The sequence below is a fragment of the Rahnella sp. PCH160 genome (genome assembly GCF_047784855.1).
Classification (GTDB): domain Bacteria; phylum Pseudomonadota; class Gammaproteobacteria; order Enterobacterales; family Enterobacteriaceae; genus Rahnella.
The window spans coordinates 808710-821024 of the sequence record NZ_JBLOGT010000001.1; the positions used below are offsets into that span (position 1 = coordinate 808710).

The window sequence follows — 12315 nt, forward strand, 5'->3', positions numbered from 1 at the left end:
GGCTGGTGTACATAAGCCGCTGATCACATTAAGCTACGGCTTTAGTTTACCTGATTATGAGACGCTGATGGCTACTTTGAAGGAAATCGCTGAGGCCGCGAACGTATCCGTTGCGACGGTTTCACGTGTGCTAAATGACGATCCGAGCCTGAGCGTGAAAGCGCAAACCCGGCAGAAGATTTTAGAAGCAGCAGAACGCCTGGAATATAAACTGTCGCCGTCCAAACGTAACGCCACGCACCGGATGACGTTCGCCGCGCTTTTCACCTACCGGCAGGGGCTGGAAATCGACGATCCTTACTATCTTTCCATGCGCTATGGCATTGAAACACAGTGCGAAAAACTCGGCGTCACCCTGATTTCCGGTTATGACTTCACCGGTGATAAACCGCTGCCGGCTGCCGACGGTTTTCTGGTTATCGGCCAGCCACAAACCGCGCTGCACACCCAGCTCAGCCAGCAATCCAGCCCGGTGGTTTTCATTGATGGCGTGATGGAAGACGCGCAGTTTGACTGCGTGAACGTCGATCTGTTTAAGATCAGCCAGAAAGTGATCGACTTCTTTATCGGCCAGGGTTATTCGCGGATCGGTTTTATCGGCGGGCGCGATCTCCCGGAATTTGCCGACCAGCGGGAACAGGCGTTTGTGGAATATGGCCGCCTGAAAAACGTCGTGCAGCCGCAGGATATTTATTACGGCGATTTCACCAGCCAGTCCGGCTACCAGTGCGCGAAGAAAATGTTGCAGGAGAACACACCGTTTCCTCCGGCGCTGCTGATCGCCACCGACACCATAGCGCTGGGTGTCACCCGCGCGCTGCTGGAACACGGCGTGAAAATTCCGGAGCAAATTGCGCTGATCAGCGTCAACGATATCCCGACCGCTCGCTTTGTTTTCCCTTCTTTATCAACGGTTCGCATCCATTCCGAAACCATGGGCGCGCAGGCCGTTAACCTACTGACCGAACGTCTGCGCGATGAACGCAGCGTCCCGCTTTCCGTGTTTGTGCCCAGCTCCCTCCAGTTGCGCGACACCACCCGACGCTAAATTCCCGGCCTCAAAAAGGATCATCAGTCTCAGTAAAAATTAACTGCATGATCCTTCTGCGTATTTTTTAATTTTTGTGATCCCCTGAACAATCGGTAAATGTTTTTAGTTATTTTTACTAAATATTTACTATCTTATTTCCCATAGAAACACGTCTCAGGAGAGATCACGTGAATAATTGGGAAAACATCGACAAGCAGTCAGAAAACCGTTTACCGCCGCGCGCCCGTTTTTTCAGTTATGAAAATGCACAGCAGGCACGGAGCTTTGACCGCGCGGCCAGCCAGCATTTTCAGCTGCTCAGCGGCCGCTGGCAGTTTCGCTATTTTGAGCACCCGGATTTAGTCCCGGACGAGTTCTACAATCAGCCGGTATGCGGCTGGGGCGACATTGCCGTGCCGGGCATGTGGCAGATGGAAGGCCACGGCCAGCTGCAATACACCGATGAAGGGTTCCCCTTCCCGATCGACATTCCTTTTGTTCCGACCAATAACCCGACCGGCGCGTATCAGCGGAAATTCCATCTCGATGCGGCGTGGGAAAATACGCAAACGCTCATTAAATTCGACGGCGTCGAAACCTACTTTGAAGTGTACGTGAACGGCCATTACGTGGGGTTCAGCAAAGGCAGCCGCCTGTGCGCGGAGTTTGATATCAGCGCCTTTGTGCAGCAGGGCGATAACCTTTTATCGGTGCGCGTTTTGCAGTGGGCGGATTCGACCTATATCGAAGATCAGGATATGTGGTGGATGGCCGGGATTTTCCGCGACGTGACCCTGACCGGCCAGAACGCCGTACATCTTCAGGATATAACCGTCGTCACCGCGTTCGATGAAAACTACTGCGACGCCACGCTGAAAATTGATGCCGTTTTGCATAATCTGCATCGGCCTGTGGACGGCTATCGCCTGCACGCGCAGTTACTGGATGGCGAAAACTGCGTGGCGGAGCGTTCCGTCACAGACCTTTATCTCGCGGATGAAACCCGCTGCCATCTTGAAATCCCGGTCAGCCAGCCACGTCAGTGGAACGCCGAACATCCTGCGTTATATCAGCTGCTTTTGACGCTGTACGACGAGGCGGGCAACGTGATTTCCGTGGTGCCGCAGCGCGTGGGCTTCCGGGATATTGGCGTGCGCGACGGGCTGTTTTACGTCAACGGGCGCTACCTCAAACTGCACGGCGTAAACCGACACGATCACGATCATCGCAAAGGCCGCGCGGTCGATATGGCGCGGGTTGAGCGCGATATCATTCTGATGAAACAGCACAACATCAACTCGGTGCGCACCGCGCATTACCCTAACGATCCGCGCTTTTACGAACTGTGCGACATCTACGGCTTATTCGTGATGGCCGAAACCGATCTGGAAAGTCACGGTTTCGCGAACGTCGGCGATCTGAGCCGTATCACCGACGATCCGCGCTGGGAAAATACCTATGTTGAGCGTATCGAACGGCATGTAATGGCGCAGAAAAATCACCCGTCCATCATCATGTGGTCGCTCGGTAACGAATCCGGCTATGGCTGTAACATCCGCGCGATGGCCGCGCGCTGCAAAGCCCTCGACCCGACACGCCTGATCCATTACGAAGAAGATCGCGACGCCGACGTCACCGACGTCATCAGCACCATGTATTCCCGCGTGCAAATGATGAATGCGTTCGGCGAATACCCGCACGCCAAGCCGCGCATCCTCTGCGAATACGCCCACGCGATGGGCAACGGTCCCGGCGGATTAGCGGAATATCAGGCCGTGATGAACCGCCACGCCAGCCTTCAGGGGCATTACATCTGGGAATGGTGCGACCACGGGTTGCTGGAAACCGGTGAAAACGGCCAGCCGCGCTATGCCTACGGCGGTGATTACGGCGATTATCCGAACAACTACAACTTCTGCATGGACGGCCTGATTTACCCGGACCAGACTCCCGGCCCCGGCCTGCGCGAATACAAACAGGTGCTCTGCCCGGTGGAAATCCGCCGCGTCGGCAATACGCTGCGGGTCAAAAACCGTTACTGGTTCAGCTCACTGGAAGACATCACGCTGACGCTGACCGTGCAGGTGGCGGGCCGCTGTCTGAACACCCGCGAAATCACCCTGCCGCATCTGCAATCCGGCGAAAGCGAAACGGTTCCGCTGCCGGAATTCACCGCCAGCGGGCAGGAAACCTTCCTGAATATCCGCATCAGCAAAAACAGCCCGACCGCTTACAGCGAAGCGAATCATCCGCTCGGCCATTATCAGGTGCTGTTGCAGGCGGCTCAGCCTCTGGACACTTTGCCGGATCTTACGGCCACGACGGCGCTGGTCTGCGACGAGCAAAAACATCAGCTGATCGTCTGTGGCGAAAACTTCCGTCTCGAATTTTCCCGTCTCGACGGCGAACTGAAATCCTGGCAGACGGACGGCGAAGAGATCGTCGGGCGCGCGCCGAAACTCAACTTCTTCAAGCCGGTTATCGACAACCATAAACCGGAGTTCGAAGGCATCTGGCAGCCAAATCATCTGCAAATCATGCAGCAACATTTCCGCTCACTGAGCTGGAAAAATCAAAATGGCGACGTGGTGATTGAAGTTCACAGCGTCATTGCGCCGCCGGTCTTTGATTTCGGGATGCGCTGCGTTTACCGCTGGCAGATATCGCCGCAGGGCGCGGTGAGCCTCGATTTATCCGGCACGCCGTATGGCGATTTCAGTCACGTGATCCCCAAAATCGGGCTGGATTTTGGCCTCAGCCGCCGCTTCGGACAGGTGGAATATTACGGGCGCGGACCGGGTGAAAACTATCCGGACAGCCGTCAGGCCAACCTGATCGGCCATTATCAGCAATCAGCGGCCAGCCTGTTTGAGAACTACCCGATGCCGCAGGACAACGGCAACCGGCAGGATGTTCGCTGGCTGAGCCTGCGCGACAAAACGGGCAACGGCATTTTCATTCAGCCTCGCCAGCCGCTCAATTTCAGCCTTTGGCCGTACAGTTCGCAGAGGCTGCAACAGGCGCAGCACATCGACGAACTCACACCGGACAGCTGCCTGACGCTCAATCTCGATCACCAGATCATGGGGCTCGGCTCGAACTCCTGGGGTTCGGAAGTGCTCGATTCCTACCGCGTGTATTTCACGGCATTCCGCTACGGTTTTACGATGTTACCGTTCTGCCAGCAGGACACCGACAGCCTGAGTCTCGCGCAATTCAGCATCCAGCCGCAGGAGGAAAACTGATGATTATTCTCGGGTCTTTGGCTGAGTTTCATCAGCTTTATCATGCAGGGAAAAAATGGCAGCGCTGTATGGAAGCCATTAATAATATTGAAAAAATCCGCCCCGGCGTCTTTCACTCGATCGGGGATTCGCTGGTGTACCGGCTGGCGTCCGGCGTGGAACCTCAGCGTGAAGAATTCGAAGGCCACCGCCGTTATTTCGACGTGCATTACTACCTCGAAGGACGCGAAGAAATAGAATTCGCCCGCAAATCCGCGCTGGAAAATATCGCGCCTTATTGTGATGAAACCGACCGCGAACGGTTTACCGGCCACGGCGAAAAAATCACGGCCCAAAAAGGCAACGTTATTATTTTTGAAAACCACGAAGCCAGCCGGTTCAGGCCGGAAAAAGACGTCAAGAAAGTCATCTTAAAAGTGACCATCGAAGAAAGTTATTTCGTTAATAAATAATAAAAATCTTACCCAAAATAATTCGAGTTGCAGGAAGGCGGCAAACGCAGGAATCCCGATGAGCTTACACAAGTAAGTGATTCGGGTGACTAAGTGCAGCCAACACACCTGCAATTTGAAGTATGAAGGGTAAACCCTACAAAAAGAAGTTGGAGAGTACTTATGGCCGGGTCGAGCAGAAACACAATCGGTAAATTTGGATTGTTATCCATGACATTTGCCGCCGTTTTTAGCTTCAATAACGTCATTAATAACAATATTCAGTTAGGCATCGCCTCTGCGCCGGTCTTTCTGGTGGCGACGATCATTTACTTTATTCCGTTCTGTCTGATCATCGCCGAGTTTGTCTCGCTGAATAAAAACTCGGAAGCCGGGGTTTACGCCTGGGTAAAAAGTGCACTCGGCGGACGCTGGGCATTTATGACTGCGTACACTTACTGGTTCGTGAATTTGTTCTTCTTCACGGCATTACTTCCGCGCGTCATTGCCTATGCGTCGTACGCCTTTTTAGGGCACGACTATATCTTCACGCCCATCACCACGGCTTTTATCAGCATCTGTCTGTTCGCCTTTTCGACATTAATTTCCAACAGTGGCGCGAAACTGCTTGGCCCGATGACGTCGGTGACATCCACGTTAATGTTGCTGCTGACGTTCTCTTATATTGTACTGGCGGGCGCGGCATTAATTGGCGGCGTGGAACCGGCGAATCCGATTAACGTGGAAGCTATGACGCCGCATTTTAACTGGGCATTCTTAGGCATTATCGCGTGGATATTCCAGGCGGCTGGCGGCGCGGAATCCGTTGCAGTTTATGTGAATGACGTCAAAGGCGGCAGCCGTTCATTTGTGAAAGTCATCATCATTTCCGGGCTGGTGATTGGCGTGCTGTACTCCATCGCGTCATTGCTGATTAACGTTTTTGTAGCGCAGTCGGCGCTGCATTTCACCGGCGGCACCGTGCAGGTTTTTGAAGGCTTATCGGCGTACTTTGGTTTACCTGCCGTCATGATGAACCGTTTTGTCGGCGTCATTTCTTTTACCGCGATGTTTGGATCACTGCTGATGTGGACGGCCGCGCCGGTGAAAATCTTCTTTACTGAAATTCCTAAGGGGATTTTTGGCGAGAAAACCATCCGCCTGAATAAACACGGCGTTCCGACGCGTGCGGCGTGGATCCAGTTTCTCATCGTCATCCCGCTGATGTTAATTCCAACATTAGGCTCCGACAGCGTGCAGGAATTAATGAATACGCTGATCAACATGACCGCCGCGGCATCCATGCTTCCGCCGCTGTTTATTATGCTGGCGTACCTGAATCTGCGGCTGAAATACGATAACGTCGAACGCGATTTCAAAATGGGTTCCAGAATGCAGGGCATCACCATTGTCAGTACGTTGATTGTGATTTTCACCGTCGGGTTTATTGCGTCAACCTTCCCGACCGGCGCCAGTATTATGACTATCGTGTTTTATAACGTCGGCGGGTTGGTACTTTTCCTCGGGTATGCGTGGTGGAAATACAACAAATATTCCAGGGAACTGGATGATAAAACGCGTTATCACGAAGACACACCACTGGCGAGAATTGTGCTGGAATCACAAAACGAAACGGCGCGCGTGAAAGCAGCGAATATCGCAAAACCGCTTTCCGGCGTGTAGATCGGAATTATGAGCATAAAAAAACCGCCTGAGAAATCAAGGCGGTTTTTGTTTTTCTGAAATCCGAACTTACAGCGCGATATCCGCAGGTTGTTTCGGTTCTTCTTTGGTTTGCACATCGAGCGGACGGAGTTGCACAACATCGGCAACCGGCGTCGTTTCCATTGACGGGATTTCCAGTTCGAGAATGCGGCTGGTTTCCATCAGCTCTTTCTCGGTCGCTTCCACATTGCCGTTCAGCTTAGTACCGTAGGACGGAATGATTTCGCGGAATTTCGCCTGCCATTCAGCGCTGGCGGCTTTCTCTTTGAAGACCGTTTCCAGCAATTTCATCATGATGGGTGCCGCCGTGGACGCGCCCGGAGAGGCGCCCAGCAGTGCCGCGATGCTGCCGTCTTTCGCGCTGACCACTTCCGTGCCCAGACGTAAAACGCCGCCATGCTTGCCATCTTTTTTGATGATTTGCACGCGCTGCCCGGCAACCCAGCGTTTCCAGTCTTTCAGCTCGGCTTGCGGGAAGAATTCCTTCAACGCCGCATGGCGATCTTCATCGCTCAGCATGACCTGCCCGACCAGATATTTCACCAGATCGAAGTTACCCACGCCGACGTGCGTCATCGGCAGTAAGTTGGAGCTGTTCACGCTGCCAAACAGATCCCACAGGGAACCGTTTTTCAGGAATTTACTCGAGAAGGTGGCGAACGGCCCGAACAGCAGAACCTGTTTGCCATCGATAATGCGGGTGTCGAGATGCGGAACGGACATCGGCGGCGCGCCCACGGCGGCCTTGCCGTAAACCTTCGCCAGATGACGTTTCACCACGTCCTGATTCTCAGTCACCAAGAATTCACCGCCGACCGGAAAACCGCCGTATTCCCGCGCTTCCGGAATGCCGGACTTTTGCAGCAACGTCAGCGATGCACCGCCCGCGCCAATAAAGACGAACTTCGCATTCACGACGTGGTGTTTGTGGCTGTGCTTGAGGTCGGTAATGGTGACGCGCCAGGTTTTGTCGCGGTTGCGCTGGATATCGCGCACTTCCTGACCGTTCGCCAGCGTGAAGTTGGATTGTTTCTGTAAAGCGTCCACCAGCTGGCGGGTCACTTCACCGAAGTTAACGTCCGTGCCTGCCGTGGTGCGCGTTGCAGCGACTTTCTGATTCGGGTCACGGCCCTCCATCACGGCCGGGATCCACTGTTTAATTTGTTCCGGGTCTTCCGAATATTCCATCCCGCGGAACAGGGTGCTTTCCTGAAGCGCAGCGAAACGTTTGCGCAGGAAACCGATGTTGTCATCGCCCCAGACAAAGCTCATGTGCGGCACGCTGTTAATGAAAGAGCGCGGATTATTCAGCACACCTTTTTGCACCTGATACGCCATAAACTGACGGGAAACCTGGAAGGCTTCGTTGATCGCCACGGCTTTCGTGATATCGACAGAGCCGTCGGGCATCACCGGGGTGTAGTTCATTTCTGCCAGCGCGGCATGACCGGTGCCCGCATTGTTCCAGCCGTTGGAGCTTTCCTGTGCCACGCTATCCATGCGTTCGATCATATGGATCGACCAGTCCGGCTCGAGTTCCCGGAGATACGTCCCCAGCGTTGCACTCATAATTCCGCCGCCGACCAGCAATACATCAACGGATTTTTCGTCTTCTGCGGCCGCAGGCTCGCTGGCACCCAGTGAGTCACGGTTGAGAAGCATACCAAGTATCTTTCTCATGACGTCTGTTTCTCTAAATGTTCAGTTCTGTTTTGTTAAGACTATCGAACAAGAAATTAGCAAAAAAACACGCGGGATCGTTACTGAAACTTCATTTTTTCAAATGACGGCTACGAATATAACATTATCACTACATAATTTAAAAAAGGATTTAACGTTTCAAAAAAACGGTAGCCGATGATGTGATCTCCCTCACAGCCCGCAGCCTGTCGGGGTTTTTTGAGCGTTTGAAGGAGTTTTAAGGCGTAGGTGAACCGTACAAAGAATGCGCTATTCGTGCTAAATCGGGTTTTTGAGAAAGTGGCGGAAAGAGAGAAACAAAAAAGGCGCAGTCTCCCGCGCCTTCAAAATCACTGCTTAACCAATCCGATCAGAGCGCGACGTCAGCCACGACTTTTTGCTCTTTTTTCGGCGCGGAATCGTTATCCGCCGCCGGTGCCGGTTCTGCCGCTTTAGGCTGCGGGTTGTCCAACATCAGAACGCGGCTGGTGTCGCCCAGTTCTTTCTCGGTGGCCGCGACGTTGCCGTTCAGCTCAGTGCCGTAAGAAGGGATGATTTCCTTCAGTTTGGCCTGCCATTCCGGCGTGGCGACTTTGTCTTTGAACACTTTTTCCATCAGATGCAGCATGATCGGAGCTGCGGTAGATGCGCCCGGTGATGCGCCCAGCAGCGCGGTAATGCTGCCGTCTTTCGAGCTGACCACTTCGGTGCCCAGGCGCAGAACGCCGCCTTCTTTCTCATCTTTCTTGATGATCTGCACGCGCTGACCGGCTTCCCACAAGCGCCAGTCTTCTTTCTTCGCATCCGGGAAGTATTCACGTAACGCATCGAAACGGTCTTCGTCGGACAACATCACCTGGCTGACCAGATATTTCACCAGATCAAAGTTATCGATACCCACGTGGGTCATCGGCATGATGTTGGAGAAATTCACGCTGCCGAACAGATCCCAAAGGGAACCGTTTTTCAGGAATTTGCTGGAGAAGGTCGCGAACGGCCCGAACAGCAGAACCTGTTTACCATCAAGAATTCGGGTGTCGAGGTGCGGAACGGACATCGGCGGGGAGCCGACGGCAGCTTTACCGTACACTTTCGCCAGATGGCGCTTCACGATTTCCGGGTTCTCCGTCACCAGGAACTGGCCGCCAACCGGGAAGCCACCGTAGTTATCCGCTTCAGGAATACCGGATTCCTGCAACAGGGTCAGGGACGCACCGCCCGCACCGATAAAGACGAATTTCGCCTTGATGACGCTTTCTTTGCCGTCATTTTTCAGGTCAGCCACCGTCACGTTCCAGGTGTTATCCGGGTTACGTTTGATGCCGCGCACTTCATGGCCGAGGCTCAGCGAGAAGTTAGGCTTTTTCTGCAGTGATGCCACCAGCTGACGGGTGATTTCACCGAAGTTCACGTCGGTACCGATCGGAATACGGGTCGCGGCGATTTTCTGTTTCGGGTCACGGCCTTCCATCACCAGCGGGATCCACTGTTTGATTTGCGCCGGGTCTTCTGAATATTCCATGCCACGGAACAGCGTGCTTTGTTGCAACGCTGCAAAACGTTTACGCAGGAAATTAATGTTGTCGTCACCCCACACAAAACTCATGTGCGGCGTGCTGTTGATGAAGGAACGCGGGTTGTGCAGTACGCCGTTCTGTACCTGATAAGTCCAGAACTGGCGGGAAATCTGGAAGGATTCGTTGATTTCGACCGCTTTGGAAATGTCGATGATGCCGTCAGCTTTTTCCGGCGTGTAGTTCATTTCAGCCAGCGCAGAGTGCCCGGTACCGGCGTTATTCCAGCCGTTGGAGCTTTCCAGCGCCACACCGTCCAGACGCTCGACCATGTCGATTGACCAGTCCGGCTCTAATTCCTGAAGGTATGTCCCCAGCGTCGCGCTCATAATGCCGCCGCCGATCAGTAACACATCAACGGGCTTTTCATCTTCTGCGAACGCTGTCTGGCTGAATGCAACCACGTTAAGGCAGAGGATCATGGCGAGTATCTTTCTCATGACGTCTGTTTCTCTGAATGTTTAGTTTTAGTTTTGCAGGTGAAAGCTATCCAGATCTCCCTGGATAAACGAAATCAACAACCCGTTGCGGTGGGGAAATACGCGAATATTTCCTCAGAGTCTGAAAGGACAATAATGGGGAGTAACGAAAACCGCGGTGAACAACGACAAATCAACCACACAAATGTTACCGAATACTCATATTATCGAGATTTCGTAAACAATTTAACATTGCCGTTACCTGCATTAAAAATAGTTTACTACTTTAAATAATTACATAAGTTAGTTTCGCTGGGAAAAGACTCAGGCGAGGTTTGCCCGCAAAACCCCGGCCTGCGCGGCCAGAACGGCTGCGGGACTGTGGCCGATCAGCATGAAGTTGTAGCCCGCTTCGCGCCAGTAAATGACATTCATTTTTTGCCGGATTTCACTTTCCTGCGCCGTATTATCCCGGTGTTCGCTGCGGGTAATGCACAGCGCCATCGGCCCGTAGCGCGCATCAAGGTAAGTGATCTGCGCAATATCGTAGTCGTCGTAATGCAAAATGCGGGCGTTTTTCAGCTCAGCGCCCTGCACTTCCAGCGCCGCCGGGCTGAGCCCGATTCCCATTGTTTTATGCACCCGCGCCAGCTGAATTTGCTGCTGTTCGGGAGAATCATTCACGTCCGCCAGCGTCTGCGCGGTGTACAGCGACATGTAATCCGCCACGCGATCGCGCCAGCTGTCTTTGGAAGCCTCACCGGGAAACAGCGCGGAGTAGCGTCCGGCGAGCAGCCCGACAGCCATAAAACTGACCGATGCCGCCAGCAACGCACGGCGGCTGACTCCGCGCGAACGGGCAACCGGTGCGTCCGGGATGGCATCCAGCGCGGCCTGTAAACGGCCGACCGGCGCATTCTGCAACATCGGCCCGAAAGCATCATGGAAAGGCAAATTGCTGCGCGCCATCTGCGCCACACGGCTGGCCAGTAAAGCGTCTCCGGCCAGCCGTTCATCAATATTCGCCCGCTGGTTTTCGCTCAACCGGTTGTCGAGATAGGCGACCAGAACGTCATCGGAGAATGGCGCTGGCGGAATTTCGCGGGTCATTTTTTCTCTCCCTTTTGCGGCTGAGCGCCAGTAGCGGTGTCTTTTGCCAGCAAAAGCCGGGCGGCGGCCAGACGGCTCATGATGGTGCCAATAGGCACTGACAGCGTCATTGCCGCTTCCTGATAGGTAAAACCTTCAACATACACCAGAAACACCGCGTTGCGCTGGGCTTCCGGCAGGGCATGAACCCGCTGCATCACCTGCGTATGCCAGTACCGGTCTTCAAAAGAGAACGCATCGGCGGGCACGTCTGTTTCACTGATATCGACAAATCCCTGCCCCTGACGGACATGCTGCGCCCTGAGTTCGTTAACCCATATGGAGTGCAGAATGGAAAAGAACCAGCGATCGGCTCCGGCGCGATCAACCACCTGCGCGCAGCGTTCAAGTGCCCGCACGCAGGTCGATTGCACCAGGTCATCCGCCACGTCCGGCTTACGCGACAGCACCATCGCGTAACGCCAGAGACGTGCCAGACACTGACTCAGTTCATGACGTAAGTCGGTCGGTGAAATTTAGCGTTTCCCCGTTTCAGGATTCAGGATGCCCGTCGATGGCCGCGCTCAGGTCGCGATATTCTTCGCAGCCGGTGCCGCACAGGCCCTTGATAGTCGCCAGCTGCGCTTTCGCGAGATCAGGACGCCCTTTAATCATATAAGCCTCGCCGAGATATTCCCGGACTTTGGCATAATTCGCATCGATGGCGATCGATTTCTGATAATAGCTGATGCCTTCGTCGGTGCGCCCGAGTTTGCGGGTGGCGTAGCCGCGATAGTTCCAGGCCTCTTTGGTGTTCTGATCTTTCAGCGTATTGAGCACCGTCAGCGCTTCCTGATACCGGCCGGTTTTCGCCAGATGATAGGCGTACTGCGTTTTATCCTGATCGGAAATCATGCTGCCTTTATCCACCATGCAGCTTTTGGTTTTGCTGTCATAGATTTGCCCTTTCGGGCAGTCCGGCGTTTTCTTTTCAGCAGAATCATCCCCCATCGCATGCGCGGCGACGCTGAACATCAGCAAATTACCCGCCAGACACACTACCGACAACGCCTGAATTACTGTTTTTGTCTTCATAACTTTTGTCTTCCTGTAGAGCAGAGA

Annotated in this window: 9 protein-coding genes; 4 read left to right on the forward strand and 5 right to left on the reverse strand. The window is 53.8% G+C overall.

What is annotated here, in order from left to right; genetic code table 11:
* Positions 1–67: 67 nt before the first annotated feature.
* The 4 genes from ebgR (at position 68) to ACM5QY_RS03770 (ending at position 6389) form a co-directional block, all read left to right on the forward strand.
* Positions 68–1048, forward strand: a complete 981-nt coding sequence (gene ebgR, locus ACM5QY_RS03755) for a transcriptional regulator EbgR (protein WP_416119261.1) — start codon at positions 68–70, stop codon at positions 1046–1048.
* A 170-nt stretch (positions 1049–1218) separates the two neighbouring features.
* Entirely contained in the window at positions 1219–4275 is a 3057-nt protein-coding gene (gene ebgA, locus ACM5QY_RS03760) for a beta-galactosidase subunit alpha (RefSeq protein ID WP_416119262.1), read from the forward strand.
* A complete protein-coding gene (locus ACM5QY_RS03765; RefSeq protein WP_416119263.1) occupies positions 4275–4727 on the forward strand; it encodes a beta-galactosidase subunit beta in 453 nt (150 codons plus the stop codon). The genes ebgA and ACM5QY_RS03765 overlap by 1 nt, the downstream gene beginning before the upstream one ends.
* 162 nt (positions 4728–4889) lie before the next feature.
* On the forward strand, positions 4890–6389 hold the full coding sequence (locus ACM5QY_RS03770; protein WP_416119264.1) for an amino acid permease: 1500 nt from the start codon (positions 4890–4892) through the stop codon (positions 6387–6389).
* A gap of 69 nt (positions 6390–6458) precedes the next feature.
* On the opposite strand, the gene mqo (ACM5QY_RS03775) is transcribed toward ACM5QY_RS03770, so the two are convergent.
* From mqo (ACM5QY_RS03775) to ACM5QY_RS03795, 5 genes are all read right to left on the reverse strand, one after another.
* Positions 6459–8111 (reverse strand): malate dehydrogenase (quinone), encoded by a 1653-nt coding sequence (gene mqo / locus ACM5QY_RS03775; RefSeq protein ID WP_416119265.1) that lies wholly within the window; start codon positions 8109–8111, stop codon positions 6459–6461.
* Positions 8112–8481: 370 nt separating this feature from the next.
* Positions 8482–10125 carry a malate dehydrogenase (quinone) gene (mqo, locus tag ACM5QY_RS03780; RefSeq protein ID WP_416119266.1) on the reverse strand — a complete coding sequence of 548 codons (1644 nt, stop codon included), beginning with the start codon at positions 10123–10125 and terminating at the stop codon, positions 8482–8484.
* A gap of 303 nt (positions 10126–10428) precedes the next feature.
* Positions 10429–11214, reverse strand: a complete 786-nt coding sequence (locus tag ACM5QY_RS03785) for an anti-sigma factor family protein (protein WP_416119267.1) — start codon at positions 11212–11214, stop codon at positions 10429–10431.
* Positions 11211–11666 carry a sigma-70 family RNA polymerase sigma factor gene (locus tag ACM5QY_RS03790; protein WP_416119268.1) on the reverse strand — a complete coding sequence of 152 codons (456 nt, stop codon included), beginning with the start codon at positions 11664–11666 and terminating at the stop codon, positions 11211–11213. Before ACM5QY_RS03790 ends, ACM5QY_RS03785 begins: the two co-directional genes overlap by 4 nt.
* A gap of 79 nt (positions 11667–11745) precedes the next feature.
* Positions 11746–12288 carry a tetratricopeptide repeat protein gene (locus ACM5QY_RS03795; RefSeq protein WP_416119269.1) on the reverse strand — a complete coding sequence of 181 codons (543 nt, stop codon included), beginning with the start codon at positions 12286–12288 and terminating at the stop codon, positions 11746–11748.
* Positions 12289–12315: the final 27 nt, after the last annotated feature.